14 protein-coding genes are annotated in these 15,142 nt (G+C 43.7%); 9 read left to right on the forward strand and 5 right to left on the reverse strand.

Annotated elements, in window-relative coordinates; all coding sequences use genetic code 11:
• Nucleotides 1–7: 7 nt before the first annotated feature.
• Nucleotides 8–2,152, reverse strand: a complete 2,145-nt coding sequence (locus ASULF_RS10065) for a DEAD/DEAH box helicase (protein ID WP_015591623.1) — start codon at nt 2,150–2,152, stop codon at nt 8–10.
• Nucleotides 2,153–2,217: 65 nt separating this feature from the next.
• Nucleotides 2,218–3,042, reverse strand: a complete 825-nt coding sequence (locus ASULF_RS10070; protein WP_015591624.1) for a TrmB family transcriptional regulator — start codon at nt 3,040–3,042, stop codon at nt 2,218–2,220.
• A gap of 74 nt (nt 3,043–3,116) precedes the next feature.
• Here ASULF_RS10070 and ASULF_RS10075 point away from each other — a divergent pair, with 74 nt between their 5' ends.
• Genes ASULF_RS10075 through ASULF_RS10085 form a run of 3 tightly spaced genes read left to right on the forward strand, consistent with a single transcriptional unit; the run spans nt 3,117 to nt 6,093 of the window.
• Nucleotides 3,117–4,271 (forward strand): NAD-dependent epimerase/dehydratase family protein, encoded by a 1,155-nt coding sequence (locus ASULF_RS10075; protein WP_015591625.1) that lies wholly within the window; start codon nt 3,117–3,119, stop codon nt 4,269–4,271.
• On the forward strand, nt 4,268–5,188 hold the full coding sequence (locus ASULF_RS10080) for an NAD-dependent epimerase/dehydratase family protein (protein ID WP_015591626.1): 921 nt from the start codon (nt 4,268–4,270) through the stop codon (nt 5,186–5,188). Before ASULF_RS10075 ends, ASULF_RS10080 begins: the two co-directional genes overlap by 4 nt.
• Nucleotides 5,188–6,093 (forward strand): NAD-dependent epimerase/dehydratase family protein, encoded by a 906-nt coding sequence (locus tag ASULF_RS10085; RefSeq protein ID WP_015591627.1) that lies wholly within the window; start codon nt 5,188–5,190, stop codon nt 6,091–6,093. Before ASULF_RS10080 ends, ASULF_RS10085 begins: the two co-directional genes overlap by 1 nt.
• A gap of 44 nt (nt 6,094–6,137) precedes the next feature.
• Here the strand turns inward: ASULF_RS10085 and ASULF_RS10090 are convergent, their stop codons facing one another.
• Together ASULF_RS10090 and ASULF_RS10095 are read right to left on the reverse strand one after the other, a co-directional pair.
• On the reverse strand, nt 6,138–8,051 hold the full coding sequence (locus ASULF_RS10090) for a thioredoxin domain-containing protein (protein WP_015591628.1): 1,914 nt from the start codon (nt 8,049–8,051) through the stop codon (nt 6,138–6,140).
• A gap of 101 nt (nt 8,052–8,152) precedes the next feature.
• Nucleotides 8,153–8,689, reverse strand: a complete 537-nt coding sequence (locus ASULF_RS10095; RefSeq protein ID WP_015591629.1) for a ribbon-helix-helix protein, CopG family — start codon at nt 8,687–8,689, stop codon at nt 8,153–8,155.
• Nucleotides 8,690–8,959: 270 nt separating this feature from the next.
• Here ASULF_RS10095 and ASULF_RS10100 point away from each other — a divergent pair, with 270 nt between their 5' ends.
• The 6 genes from ASULF_RS10100 (at nt 8,960) to ribB (ending at nt 13,909) form a co-directional block, all read left to right on the forward strand.
• Entirely contained in the window at nt 8,960–10,126 is a 1,167-nt protein-coding gene (locus ASULF_RS10100; protein ID WP_144060544.1) for an ammonium transporter, read from the forward strand.
• A gap of 9 nt (nt 10,127–10,135) precedes the next feature.
• A complete protein-coding gene (locus tag ASULF_RS10105; RefSeq protein ID WP_015591631.1) occupies nt 10,136–10,465 on the forward strand; it encodes a P-II family nitrogen regulator in 330 nt (109 codons plus the stop codon).
• 112 nt (nt 10,466–10,577) lie between these two features.
• The gene (locus ASULF_RS10110; protein WP_015591632.1) at nt 10,578–11,777 is read left to right on the forward strand and encodes an ammonium transporter; all 1,200 of its coding nucleotides are present in this window, start codon (nt 10,578–10,580) and stop codon (nt 11,775–11,777) included.
• Between the two features lie 30 nt (nt 11,778–11,807).
• Entirely contained in the window at nt 11,808–12,140 is a 333-nt protein-coding gene (locus ASULF_RS10115) for a P-II family nitrogen regulator (RefSeq protein WP_015591633.1), read from the forward strand.
• A gap of 420 nt (nt 12,141–12,560) precedes the next feature.
• Nucleotides 12,561–13,208 carry a winged helix-turn-helix domain-containing protein/riboflavin kinase gene (locus ASULF_RS10120; protein WP_048098400.1) on the forward strand — a complete coding sequence of 216 codons (648 nt, stop codon included), beginning with the start codon at nt 12,561–12,563 and terminating at the stop codon, nt 13,206–13,208.
• The gene (gene ribB / locus ASULF_RS10125) at nt 13,205–13,909 is read left to right on the forward strand and encodes a 3,4-dihydroxy-2-butanone-4-phosphate synthase (RefSeq protein WP_015591635.1); all 705 of its coding nucleotides are present in this window, start codon (nt 13,205–13,207) and stop codon (nt 13,907–13,909) included. The genes ASULF_RS10120 and ribB overlap by 4 nt, the downstream gene beginning before the upstream one ends.
• 29 nt (nt 13,910–13,938) lie before the next feature.
• Here ribB and ASULF_RS10130 read toward each other — a convergent pair whose 3' ends face one another.
• Nucleotides 13,939–15,138 carry a hypothetical protein gene (locus ASULF_RS10130; RefSeq protein ID WP_015591636.1) on the reverse strand — a complete coding sequence of 400 codons (1,200 nt, stop codon included), beginning with the start codon at nt 15,136–15,138 and terminating at the stop codon, nt 13,939–13,941.
• Nucleotides 15,139–15,142 lie beyond the last annotated feature (4 nt).

The following is a 15,142-nucleotide window of genomic DNA, read 5'->3' on the forward strand; positions in this document are numbered from 1 at the left end:
TTGCCTGTCAGCTAAAATCCTTTTCTCCTGTGATTTCTCCTATGATTCTTTCAGCCCACTTCTTGCCAATGAGTTCCGAGACTTTCGCCCTGTTTTCAAGCAAATCCTCTTTGCTCCTTATTCCATAATTGTACAGCTTTCTCGCTCTTGCTCTGCCAATCCCCTTTACCTCGATGAGATCTATAAGTTCGTCTTTTATCCCGTACTTTATCCTCGATTCAAGCTTCACAAGCTCGCTCTGTACAGGATGATCCAGAAAGTTCGCTATCCTCCTGAAAGAGTATATCAGCCACTCAGCCGTCTCTGTGATCCTCCTTAGATCTCCCGGAGAGATGTTGTACCTCGAACAGACCAGATCCTCATCCACCTCCGATATCCATTCGTAAAGACACATTGCCGTTTTGAACTCAGACAGAAACCAGTCATATTCCGTTGAGAGTTCTGACGGGAAGTAAGTTAGCTCATTTCTGAACTTATCTGCAAGTTCCTCAACCCAGTCGTCGTACTTTCTTATATACAGGGTTTCCATATCAGGCGTTCTGCAAAGGGTATGAAGGATTGCAACCTCTGAGAGATCATCAAATTTTTCCAAGGTATCATAAAATATGAACCCGGTGAGGGGATCTATGTAAAGCTTTGAAACCAGCTTTCCGAGTTCTGTTGGAGCCAGACCTCCACCTCCAGTTTCACCAGCCAGATTAACAAAGCCCAAGTTCTCCTGAGTTATAAAACCCCAGTTCTCAAGCTGGTTGAGAACCCGCTTTATCTCGTAATCAGGAGCTATACCGTTCTGGTAGAAAAAGAATGTCAGCGAGAAAAAATCCGAGAGAGACCTGAAGTCCTTGGCGAATCCCTCCGAGATTATTGACAGTATGTGAAATCTCAGATGCTTTTCCACTTTAAGCTTCGATTCGATGTCTTCTGGAGTTCCATGAATGAACCTCTGGATAACTTTCTCCTTCTCTTTTGACGATCTAACAATTACTATCGCCTCTCCCACCGGATCAAGTCCCGGCCTTCCCGCTCTTCCAGCCATCTGCTTGTATTCGAGAACCTTTATCGGCACATTACCCAGATTCGGCTCAAATCGGTGATAGCTCTTTATTATAACCCTCCTCGCCGGAAGGTTTACTCCTGCAGAGAGCGTAGGGGTTGCTACAAGAACCTTTATCAGATTACTTTTGAAGGCATCTTCCACAGTTTTCCTCTGCGAGTTCAGCAGACCAGCATGATGGAATGCTGAACCCTTTTTTATGCATTCTGAGAGTTTTTTGCTCATATCCCCATCGTTCTCCTCAAGAACAGCATTTGCGATCTCATCCACCTCATCCCCCACGAACTTCTTTGTTATCTTCGAGATCTTAACAGCGGTTGATTCGGCGTTCCTTCTTGTAGAGTCGAAAACCAGTACCTGCCCTCCATCTTCCAGGCATTCAGCAATCAACGCATCCAGCCCACCATCAATTCTCTTTACACGGCACTCTCCGTTATGAAACAATTCAAGCCTGTTTCTGAGATATACTCCCTCATAAAGCTCTGTAGGTCTCCATTCAGAGGTATAAAGCTCAGCATCCAGCCATCCGGCAATTTCTTCGGAGTTAGGTATTGTAGCAGAAAGTCCGATGATCCTTATATCTGGGTTAATTTTTCTCATCTTGGCAATCAGAATCTCCAGAACGGGGCCCCTCTTGAATGAGTCTATCAGGTGTATCTCATCAACAACAATGCAGGAAATCTTCTTTATCCAGCTTGCAGAGTTTCTCAGAAAGGAGTCCGCTTTCTCGCTGGTGGTTATTATAATATCGCACTCTCCCAGCCATTCATCTTTTGATTCGTAATCACCAACAGAGTAGCCCGTTTTTATACCAATTTTCTCCCAGATGCTAAACTCCTCAAATTTTTCAGAAGCCAATGCTCTCAGAGGAACTATGTACAGGCATTTTCCTCCCTCCATTATCTCTCTCACCATTGCCAGTTCAGCGATCAGAGTTTTTCCGCTGGCTGTTGGTATTGAAATTACGAAATTCTTTCTGGAGAATAAGCCAAGCTCTATAACCTCTTTCTGAGGTGGAAATAGCTCCCTTATACCTCTATCTTCCAGAATCTTCACTGAAAAGGGTGATATGTATTCCTCAAGTTCAGAAACTCTCACGGATATGTGGATTCTTTTTGAGAATATATTTTTTATGTTAATTTCTATGTTGAAAAGCTGTGAATCTATTCTACATCTCCCGCCTCATACATCCATATGAGATCGAAGTACTTCTTCATCCCGGCAACGAGGCTCGGATTATCTGTTACTGCAGAATCCCTCAGATATAGAGGAGTTTCTGGATCCTCAACGACGAATATTGCTTTGCCAGTTTTGTACTCATAACTTGGATCAACTATGCTACCTCTGAGCGGAAGAGGAGTTCTGCTGAGCTTAACTTCAGCACCCATGTCTGACTTTATCATCTTCAGTACCTCGTTTTGAACCTTCATTCCCCTCTCATCGATGAACTTCCTGCCGAGAAGGAGTATTTTGATTTTCACCCCACGATTGAATGCATCCACAAGCTCTTTTCTTACTTTAGGATAGTATTCAAAGCATCTGGAGACTATATTGATCTCCTTCTCAGCCTCCCTGTACATCAATCTTGTTTCCCTCTCACTCGCCTCTCCAACGCTAACTACCCTTATCAACTCTTTAGTTCTAAAGCTTGCAGGAGAGTATAGTGATGCAAAACTCCTGATCAATTCTTCCTTAACTCTGTCAAAAAAATCTATCCTGCTCTCGTATTCAATCATAATGTTGCTTTTCAGCCTTTCAAGGATTTCTTTCGGCTCCCTCACCCTGAATTTCACGGGTCTGCTGGGTATTTTATCTACCAGTCCGAGATCGGCAAGCTGATCGAGAACCTCATATATCTTTGCCCTCGGAACACCGCTGAGTTCACTGATCTCCGATGCCTTGGCCTCCCCACACTTAAGCAATGAGATCAGAGCTTTTGCCTGATAACTGCTCAGTCCGAGCTTTTCGAGAATGCTGGCTACCTCCATTATTACAACTCTGGAACAAAAAATTTTAAATATTTTGTTACCACTTAGAGGGGTAACAAAATGGGGGTGCTATTGTGACAGTACTGGTAACAGGAGCTGATGGTTATGTCGGATGGTGTGTTCTGCTAAGGCTTGCCGAGACCATGCCTGATGAAAGGATAATTGGAGTTGACAACTTTGCAAGAAGGAGATGGGTTGAGGAAGTTGGATCAAGATCACTCATACCGATACTCTCTCCAGAAAAGAGGAAAGAGATTGTTGAAGAAGAATATGGAAAGGTTTCATTCATAAACGGTGATCTAACCTCCCAGGAATTCGTCAATACCATGCTGAGAGTGTATCAGCCCGACACGATCATACATTTAGCCGCCCAGCCCTCAGCACCATACTCGCAAATTAGCTGGGAGAAGGCTGTATATACGATGTACAACAACAATGTTTCCACATTGAATCTGCTATGGGGTCTGAAAGAGAACGGCATGCTCAACACTCATTTCATTTCAGCCACAACAACAGGTGTTTATGGATCTCCAGAATATCCAATACCGGAAGGATTCTACGAGGTTGAGTACAAGGGTGGCAGAGATGTTGTTCCACACCCTCACATGGCAGGCAGCTTCTACCACATGAGCAAGTGCAACGACATCAACCACATGTGGCTGGCCAACAAACAGTGGGGACTGAACATCTCGGATGTTAGAGTGGGAATTGTCACTGGAGCCACTACCGAGGAGGCTAAAGGAGAATTATCGACCCGCTTTGACTTCGATTTCTACTTTGGAGTCGTCACCCACAGATTCTGTGCACAGGCCATGATTGGGTATCCAATAACCGTTTACGGCAAGGGTCTGCAAGGGAAACCCTTCGTGACACTTGAAGACTGCGTTAAATCTTTCGTTGAGCTTGCCATAAAAGGAGGAGAGGGATACAAAGTCTACAACCAGACCGTTGGTGCCGTGAAAATAGTGGAGCTGGCTGAAATAATCAGAGAAGCTGCAATGGAGGAAATAGGGCTTGAAGTGGAGATAAAGCATGTACCGAATCCGAGGGTTGAGAAAGAGGATCACGAGATGATCATGGAGAACGATAACTTCAGAAAGCTCGTTGGTAAACCCCAGGATCTGAAAGATGCCATAAAAGATATCTTCACAGCCATAGAGCCAAGAAAGAAGATTATTGAAGCATACAAAGACAGATTTTTGCCGAAAGCCTTGCTTGATCGAAAATGATACTGATCACAGGCGGTAATGGATACATCGGGATTGAAATCTCGGAGCTTCTAGCAGATAGAAATGAGGAGTTCAGAGTACTTGACAATTTCTCTGGATCGAGTCCTCTGAACATGCTTTTCGTTAATGGAAAGGCTGAATTCATCTGGGGGGATGTGAGAAAGCCTGAGGAAATGAAAGAGGCTTTCAGGGATGTAGATGCCGTTATACACCTCGCAGCCAAACTTCCCACAGCCCCGGGAATGGTCGATGAGGCTGGAGATGTAAATGACACTAATTATCGGGGAACAGTAAATGTCCTTGAGCTTGCAAGAAAGAGCGATGCCAGTATGATATTCGCCTCCACATGCAATGTTTATGGCGTTGGCATGAACATGGATGAAAGTTCAGAGCCAAAACCCCTCAACAGCTATGCTGAATCGAAGCTTAAAGCTGAAAGAGCATGCATTGAATACCACGAGAAATACGGCCTAGATGTTAAAATCCTGAGACTGGCTTCAGTTTACGGCTACAGCCCAGGAGTCAGGTTCAATCTCGTTGTGAACTATTTCACTCTACGAGCGGTTACAGGCTACCCGCTTACGGTTTTCGGGGATGGTAGCAACTGGAGGCCATTCGTGCATGTGAGGGATGTGGCAAAAGCTTTCCTGTTCTTCATTGAGAACGGAAAGAGCGGAGAGATATACAACATAGGCAGAGAAAACTACATGATAAGGGATGTTGCTGAAATCGTGAAGAGAGAGGTGAATCCATCCATAGATATTCTGTTCACGGGAAAGAAGCCTGAATTCAGCTATCATGTGAGTTTCGAAAAGTCCATACAGGCTGGATTTGAGGCAGAATATACCCTTGCTGAGGGTGTAAAGGGGCTTGCCGATAAACTCAAGATTTTGAAAAACTTCAGGAGGTCGTTTTAATGCGTATAGGCGTTACCGGAGCTGGAGGTTATGTAGGTGCTGGACTCTGCAGCAAGCTGATGGAAAAGCATGAGGTTGTCATGCTCGACAACTTCTACAAGGCTCAGATTGGAAGCATAGGTGGAAAAAAGATTATCTGGGCAGATATCCGGGATAGAGCGGAAATGGAGTCCTTGCTTAGGGATTGTGATGTGATAGTGCACCTTGCTGCGATATCAGGGGTTGCCGAATGCGATGAGATGCCTGAAAGGGCATATGACGTAAACATCATCGGAACCGAGAATATATGCTGGATTTGCAGAAAGTATGGCATCGATATGATATTCCCATCATCGATGGCTGTTGTTGGCAACCCGGTAGAGATCCCGATAACACCCAGACATCCGAGAAACCCGCTGAACATGTATGGATTTACGAAGTGGGTGAATGAGGAAAATATAAGGGCGTTTTCGAAGAACAGCTTTAATGCCCTGATCTTCATGAAAACGAATCTGTATGGAGAGTATGAGGTTGATGGCAATAGGATATCGAAAAATACCGTGATCAACATATTCGCCAACAAGGCAAAGAGAAATGAGAACCTCACAGTACACAAACCCGGAACGCAGACCAGAGACTTCATACATGTCCTTGATGTCATTGATGCATATTTACTGGCCATCGAGAACATGCCAGAGGGGTTCAACATCGTAACCCTCGCTGGAGGAGAGTGTTTGTCAGTTCTGGACATAGCCAATCTCGTCCAGAAATACAGCGATGTGGGGATCGATCTGGTTGAAAATCCAAGGAAAAAGGAGACACATGCTCCAAACTTTGAGGTTGATACATCCGAGATAAAAGAACTCATAGGCTTTGAATCAAAGCGGAAAGTGGAGGAAGAAGTAAGAAAACTGCTGGGTATTTAGATCCTGTTTAGCTCCGGTTTAGCTCTGGGACTCAGGAACGGATACTACAGACCTCGAAACTTAGACGACACATTCAGAGCTTCCCTCAGGAATTTCTCAAGTTCTGTCTCATCACAGATCATACATCTATCACCAAGACAGATCGAATTTTTTCCTTCTTTCAGGATTACATTGTGGTTTATGTACTTTCTCAGCCTTCTAAGTTCACTTAAATCGCTCTCGACAACCATTGGCCTGAAATATGACTGCAATGATAAAAGATACCCGGCATCGAATAAACCGTGCCCGAGACCAGCATAGCTCTTCAAAACCCTCTCTGCAATTTCGCTGTACCTCGTTTCCATAAAATAGATGCCAAGAGTTATCAGATTCTGGATCATCTGGCTTACTGCAGAGCGATGAGAGAGATCGTTTATGCTTGCTGGATCGTCTCCGTCATAGAAGCCGTTATTCCTGTAAAACTCCTTGATGCCGATCTCAGCAAGCTCTTTTGCATAATCCAAGTATTTCTCGCTGAGTGTGGCAGTATAGCAATCCACAAGCATTGAGATCGTAAAGGCATAATCCTCCAGCAACCCTTCCATTCCATCTCTTCTCATGAGAATGTCATGAAACCTGTCTGACAGGAGTTTCTCAGCATTTTTTATTGCGTATTCGGTATCGTTTTCAAATATCAAACCGAAATATATCAAGCCAGAGTTCACGATTGATGTGTAGGATGTGTACACGCTTTTATCGATTTTCAACTCATCTTTGAGTCTGTATCTGTACCTCCTGAGCTTTTCCCTACCGCTACTCAGGATTTCTTCCAGATCCTGAACGCTGATTCCCATCTCCTCAGCGACGGTATCCACCGAGGCATCAATCCGCAGATGGTTTTTGCCCCTGAAGTTTCCAGCCTCGCTTACATTGTAAAAGAATTTGAAAGCTTTCAATTCTAGATCATCCAAAACATCCTTAAGCTCTTCAAAGCTGTAGGTGTAAAAACCACCTTCTTCCCCACGAAAATCCGCATCTACTGAGGTGTAAAACCCGAGATCTGCCTTTAAGAATTTCTCAAGGAAGTCCACAATGCCCTCTGAGGCTAACCTGAATATCTTCCTGCCAAAACATCTGTAGGCTATTGAGTATGTTATTAAAAGCTCTCCATTCTCATAGACTATCTTCTCGAAATGGGGTATCGTCCACTCCCTGTCAACGGTGTATCTGAAAAAACCACCGAAAATGTGGTCGTGAATTCCTCCCGCGAACATCTCCTCAAGGGTTTGATCCGCAAACTTCAGCGAATCGTTGAATCTATCCCTCATGTTGAGCAGGAACCTGACCGCTGTTGGCATCGGAAACTTCTGACCGAATCCAAATCCACCATAAACTGGATCCGCGATAGCCAGAATCGAATCAAGAGCCTTTTTCAGCATTTCTGGATTTGGCTCGCCCATAACAAACTTATTTTCAAGGTTCTTTTTGATCTCCTCAGCGATGGCTTCTGTTTTCTCCCTCTCTTTTTTAAATGAATCCAGAACAGCCTTTAAAACCTTCATGAATGCTGGCTTCCCGAATTTCTCCTCTTTCGGGAAATATGTTCCGCCGTAAAAAGCCTCCCCATTGGGAAGAGCAAACACCGTAAGAGGCCACCCGCCCTCTCCGGTTAATGCAGAGATGGCCTCCTGATACTTTCTGTCTATGTTCGGCATCTCATCCCTGTCAACTTTCACACATATGAAGTTCTCATTCAAGAATCTCGCAATTTCTGGATCGCTATAGGATTCCTCATCCATAACATGGCACCAGTGACACCAAGAAGCTCCAATATCTATGAGAATGGGTTTATCTTCTTTTTCAGCCATCTTAAAAACTTCTTTTGTGTAGGGGTACCACCTGACCGGCTGATTTAAAGCCTCTTTCAGATATGCGGAGCTTGATTTTCCTTCTTCAATGTATTTCCTTAAATCCATCATGCTCATCTTATATCATCTTCTGATTATTTCTGCTTTTTCACATTCTTAACATATACATCCTTTTACGCCAAATACAAATCGACTAAATCTCAAGACAACTCTTAATCCGAATTGCTTGTTCTCAGCCTTATCTTCATGAAATCTTCCTTTACATCCACCTCAAGACCAAAAGCAGGTAGTACCTCTTCAAGGAATATTCTGACAAATTTTCCTGTAGCTTCGTTGTTCAAAACGAGAGTGTACTCTCCTCTTCTCTCATTGATCCTGAAGAAATTGCATGCCTCAAGTCTTTCCAAGATATCATCAACCCTCATCCCACTGAACTCCTCAGCATGCATGTTCGCAATCTTTTTGTGTATCTCCCAGAATTTTTCCTTTTCAGGATGAGATTCTATGAACCTCAGAAAGGCTATCCAGTGATTTATGTCGAGGATTACATGTTCACCTTCCGCAAGCATTTCCGCATAGGTCTTTATCCTCTCAAGCTTGTATTTTTGAAGGTCTTTATACTGATCGTAGAATTTCAGGGCATTTCTCATTATCTCGCTCTGCGATAGCCCAGATTCCCTTTTCAGCTTTTCGAGTATCCTGTAGCTTTCCTCATCAAGTGCAACAGTAATCCTGATTGGATTTCGCATACTGGTTTTGATCAAAGAATTTGTTTAAAAAACTTATGATGGCAGTGTGAATTTTTTAAAATATTAGGCTAAGATTTTAAAAATTTTCATGTTGAGTTGCACTTGTAACTCAATGCAACCTCGTAAAAAGTGAGGGTATTGTTCCCCAACTCAAAATCATTAAAAAATTCTAAAAATTCTTCATTTTAATCATATATTTTGTGAGAATTTAAGAACTATTAAGAGCTTAGCTTAAAAATTTTTTAAAACATGGTCATGCTTTATGAACTCATGAACCCAGGAGATGTTGCTTGGTTACTGACCTCAACGGCATTGGTTATGCTAATGACCCCGGGATTGGGGTTATTCTACGGAGGAATGGTCGGAAAGAAGAATGTCCTCTCAATGATATCAATGAGCTTCATAACCTTTGCAGTGGTGAGCATTCAGTGGGTATTGCTTGGGTATACAATGGCCTTTGGCAGGGACATCAGCGGTTTACTTGGAGGATTAGAGCACATCGGGCTTAAAGATCTCAAAATGATTGATTACGCATTTGTAGCATTTCAGCTTGTCTTTGCAGCCATAACACTCGCAATAATAACCTCGGCAATGGCAGAGAGAGTAAAGTTTTCAGCTTTCATTCTCTTCGCCGTTCTATGGACTTCCATAGTTTACGATCCACTTGCACACTGGGTATGGGGCAACGGCTGGTTAGCTAAACTTGGCGCACTGGACTTTGCTGGAGGAACCGTTGTCCATATAAGCTCTGGTTTTTCAGCTCTCGCTTTAGCGTTTGTTGTTGGCAAGAGGAGAGGATTTGGAGAGTACAGCATGGAACCGCACAACATTCCGATGACCTTGCTTGGCGCAGCCCTGCTCTGGTTTGGATGGTTCGGATTTAACGCGGGAAGCGCTTTAGCTGCAAACGATCTTGCTGCAAATGCTTTCATAGTGACAAATACCGCAGCTTCAGCCGGTGCTATTTCATGGCTCATCGTAAGCTGGATCAAGGGCAAGCCCGGAAGTCTTGGGATCGTCAGTGGGGCGATCGCCGGACTGGTTGCGATAACTCCTGCTGCAGGATTCGTTGACCCCCTGTCAGCAATTATAATCGGTGTTGTTGCTGGAGTGATATGCTACTATGCCATGCTTTTCAGAATAAGCAAGGGAATCGATGAGAGCCTAGATGCATGGGCAATACATGGTGTCGGTGGATTCTGGGGAGCAATAGCTACAGGAATCTTCGCAAGCGTTGGAGCTACCGGATTATTGCTGGGCAATGTAGGACAGCTCGTTGCACAGATTATTGGAGCTGTATCAGCTGCACTGTATGCCTTCGTTCTCACGCTGATAATCGCGAAGTTCGTTGATATGACTATCGGGCTTAGGGTCAGCAACGAGGAAGAGTATGTCGGGCTGGATGTGTCGCAGCATGGTGAGGTAGCATACACTTAAGGTGAGAGTATGAAGAAGATTGAGGCGATAATAAGACCTGAAAAGCTTGAATGTGTAAAGAAAGCTCTGGAAGAGAGTGGATATGTTGCTATGACTATCACAGAAGTCAAGGGAAGGGGAGAGCAGAAGGGGATAAAGCTTCAGTTCAGAGGAAGGATCATGGACGTGGATATGCTCCCAAAGATCAAAATCGAGATCGTGGCTGATGATGAAGATGTCGAAGAGATCATAAACACGATAATACAAAATGCGAGGACAGGAAAGTACGGAGATGGAAAGATATTCGTTTTACCAGTAGAGAGATCCATAAGAATACGAACGGGGGAGATCAAATCCTAATCATTTATATTTTCAAAAAACTTTAGAATCAAATAGTGATTTATGAAGATTTGTGAATCTTTATGAGTTTTTGTTAAAAATATTTTAAAACAACTCGGAATTTCTGAGCGACATGGATAGCGGAGATACTGCCTGGATACTGGTATCAACGGCATTGGTCATGCTGATGACTCCCGGAGTGGGGTTGTTTTATGCTGGAATGGTCAGAAAGAAGAATGCAGTAAACATGATCGCATTGAGCTTCGTTTGCTTAGTGGTTGTCAGCATAATCTGGGTTGCCTATGCATACTCACTGGCATTTGGCAGCGATGTTGCAGGGTTTACTGGAGATCTCAGCTACGCGTTCTTGGAAAAGGTTGGATTTGATCCACTGGATGGAATGACGATACCCCATTTGGTTTTTGTTATCTATCAGATGATGTTTGCGGTTATAACCCTTGCAATTTTGACATCTGCTGTTGCAGAGAGAGTAAAGCTTTCATCCTTCATAATTTTCGGTATCCTGTGGATAACTCTCGTTTATGCACCGTTCGCACACTGGCTCTGGGGTAACGGCTGGTTAGCTAAGCTTGGAGCACTGGACTTTGCTGGAGGGATGGTTGTCCACATCAGCTCTGGATTTGCTGCTCTCGCTTTAGCGTTTGTTGTTGGTAAAAGAGGAGGCTTCGGTGAGTACAACATAGAGCCGCACAACATTCCTATGACTTTGCTTGGCGCAGCCCTGCTCTGGTTTGGATGGTTCGGGTTCAATGGAGGGAGTGCTTTAGCTGCAAATGGCCTTGCTGCAAATGCGATAGTCGTCACAAACACATCTGCTGCGGTAGCTGGAGCTGTGTGGATGATCATCGGATGGATCAAGGGCAAGCCCGGAAGCCTCGGGATCGTCAGTGGGGCGATTGCCGGACTGGCTGCGATAACTCCTGCTGCAGGATTCGTTGATGTCAAAGGAGCAATTATAATCGGTCTCGTTTCCGGTATAATCTGCTATCTGGCAATGGACTTCAGGATAAAGAAACAGATAGATGAGAGCCTGGATGCCTGGGCAATACACGGCATAGGTGGATTGTGGGGCAGCTTAGCCGTTGGGATCTTCGCCACAACTTCGATAAACGAGTTCGCTGGATTGATCAATGGCAGTGTATCATTGCTGAAAGCCCAGATCATTGCTGTAATTGCCACCGTCATCTATGCTTTCGTGGTGTCCTATGTGCTTGCGAAGATAGTTGATGCAGTATTTGGACTGAGAGTCAGCAACGAGGAAGAGTATGTCGGGCTGGATGTGTCGCAGCACGAAGAGGTTGCATATGCCTGAACATCCTGAACAACATGAGGATGTGAGAGTATGAAGAAGATTGAGGCGATAATAAGACCTGAAAAGCTTGAATGTGTAAAGAAAGCTCTGGAAGAGAGTGGATATGTTGCTATGACTGTCACAGAAGTCAAGGGAAGGGGAGAGCAGAAGGGGATAAAGCTTCAGTTCAGGGGTAGGGAAGTTGATGTTGACTTCCTGCAGAAGACGAAAATTGAGATCGTTGCCGAAGACAAGGATGTTGACAGGATCATAGATATCATCACGAGTTCAGCCAGAACCGGCAAATACGGAGATGGAAGGATATTCGTTTTGCCTGTGGAAAAATCCGTGAAAATAAGAACCGGAGAAGAAGTTTCTGAATAAAAATATATTAATATTTTTTATTAATATATTGTCTTATAAAAATATAAAGCCTTTATTCAACCAGATCTCAGTCATGCTTTTGGAAGAGTAGAGGCTCCACTTGCTTGGTCCTGTCGAGGAGTTTGTTGAGTGGTATAATAATAGACTATCTGAGGAGAATATGAAAAAGAAAAAACAGAGGAAGTGGCTGTTATGCTGGGAGTTCCAGGGATAAGAAGGTGTTGAGGTTGGCTGAGATGTGATTTGGTAATGACCATATAGTTTTTGTATTAAAGTTATCGAGAATAACCACCAGCAGAATTTGACAGATGGTGACTGTGGATGGATTGTAGCTTTAGTCTTGAAAATGATTAATCCTTAACATTTTTGAGAAGCTTCCAAAAAATTTATATGGTTTGTGAGAAATATCTCAATCTTAAGATGATCGAGATCCTCAAACTGCTCGCACTGATGGATGCCCACAAAAGGGTTGTAAAGATAAGCTCAAAAGAGCTTGCAGACAAAATAGGTCAGAGTTTTCAAACGGCTGCAAGGAAGCTGAAGGAGCTTGAAGAAAACGGATACATACTGAGAACAATTGATAAGGATGGACAATACATAGTCATCACGGAAAATGGTGAGAAGCTGCTTTATAAGGAATATCTGGACTACAAGAAGATTTTTGAGAGTGTCGAGGAGATTTTTATTCGTGGAAAGGTCATGAGCGGTATAGGCGAAGGAAGATACTATGTTTCCTTGGACGGATATAGGAAGCAGTTCAGAGAGAAACTCGGTTTTGATCCATATCCTGGAACGCTCAACCTTAAACTTCCGAAAGAACAGGCTTATCTGCGAAGACGAATAGATGAAGAGGATGGAATAATAATTCATGGCTTCAAAACAGAGGATAGAACTTTTGGAGAAGTTAAGGCATTTAAATGTAAAATTGGGGATTATGAAGGAGCTATAGTTCTCCCGCAAAGAACCCATTATCCGAAGGATATACTGGAGGTTATAGCTCCTGTGAAGTTGAGAGATAAACTTGGCCTGAAAGACGGCGATTTTGTAGAAGTGGAGGTGTTTCTATGATTGATGAAGCTTTAAAAGCTTTTAGGAGAGGAGAGCCAGTACTGATCTATGATTTCGACCATAGAGAGGGTGAGACGGATATAGCAATCCCTGCCGTCAATGTAAGCCATCAGGATGTTGCGATGATGAGAATCGATGGTGGAGGGTTGATATGTGTCGCGATCCATCCTATCGCTGCGGATAAGCTTCAGATTCCTTTCATGCATGACGTACTGGCTGCTGCTGGGGAAAAGATGCCATATCTCTTATCACTCAGCAGAAATGATATAAAGTACGATTCCAGATCGTCATTTGCCGTCTGGGTAAACCACAGGGATACCTTTACAGGGATTACCGATATAGACAGGGCGCTAACGATCAGAAGGGTTGGAGAGGTTGTTGATATGGTAATGACCAACGGTGAGTTCGACTTCGCCAGCGAGTTCAGATCCCCCGGACATGTTGCTCTACTCAGAGCTGCTGTGAATCTAACATACGACAGGGTTGGACAGACCGAACTCAGTGTGGCTCTTGCAGAGATGGCTGGCATATCTCCGGCTGTTGCGATATGCGAGATGCTCGATGCAGAAACTGGAAAGGCGCTGTCAAAGGAGAAAGCAATTGAATATGCTGAAGAGAGAGGTATCCCATTCGTTGAGGGAGACGAGATAGTCGAGTACTACAGGGATTTCAAGGAAGTTAAAGTGAAGCTGTTCATTTAACTTTTTAACCCTTAATTCCTTTAGCCAGTTCATCCCAAAATCCTGCTCACAAGCTCTGAAATCTCGATGCTCGGGTTCTCCACCATAGATACCCTATCAAAATCTTCATCCATGGCCATAAACAGCTCTCTCAGCCTTCTCTCTCCAGCAAGATCACTTTTCTGCAAACACAGAGATGCAAAAGCGTTCATAAATGAGTCGATCACGTTTTCTGGCACATCGAAATAGCAGATGTCCATCAGATACTCGCAGAGTTCGAGCGGTGCCTTGTAGAACTCTCCGATCTCAACACCCAGCTTCGAGAACTTTCTTACCTTTGAAGCAAGTCCGATTTTTTCAAGTTCACTGAACAGCCTGACTGATTCATCATATATAACAAAATCTGCCATAAACCTTGAGAAAAGCTGGAATTTCGTATAGATCTCCTTCAGCTTCTCGAAGTCGAATCTTCTTATGTGCAACATGGGAATCAAAGAATATCTGTCGCCATATTTGACCGAGAGATCTGAATCCGGCTGCCTGACCTCCAAACTCATACCGCTCTTTCCGATCGTTCCGCAGCATATCAGAAAAACCTCTTTCCTTCCGATTTTATCAACTATTCTGTTGAGTTCATCTCTATTCACATCAATCTTTCGGTAAAGAAACTCCCTTGCCAGATCTCTTCCGTCTTCGGTAAGATAATTCATTCTTGCCGGAACATTTCGCTCTTTTGGATGGGAATAGGCCATGCCTAAGTTCTTCAACTCTTCAAGCATTGCAATGTCCGGCTTTATCTCTAACCTCTGCCGGAATTCTTTCGTGTGTACATAAACTTCTGGGAATTCACCGTAGATGTACATCAGCAATGCGGAGTTTAGGATAGCTACGGCCTTGGTCTGATCTCTGTATGAACCTATGAACTCGTCAACAACATCAAAATCCACAATTTCTTTACATCTCTCATCAATGTTTTCTTTAAAACCAGTGAGAAAAGATATGAATTCCTCAAGATTCATCGTCTCGTATTTGCTCATACCTTCAGAGTTTGTCAGAATAATATTCCTTTTCTGCGGACGGAACTCAATTTTTATTTCTGCAAGAGGAATTGTATTGCCTGTAGCCACACATATCGAATTTCCAGCTCTCTTTGCTATAAAAATCTCGCCGTAAGGTGTGAAAAGCTTTCTAACTCTGAAACCAGCAAGCTTCAGCATTAGATAGAGCTTGAGCTTTGAGATCTGCTGCATCTTT

It is taken from the genome of Archaeoglobus sulfaticallidus PM70-1, from assembly GCF_000385565.1.
In the GTDB taxonomy this organism is placed as follows: domain Archaea; phylum Halobacteriota; class Archaeoglobi; order Archaeoglobales; family Archaeoglobaceae; genus Archaeoglobus_A; species Archaeoglobus_A sulfaticallidus.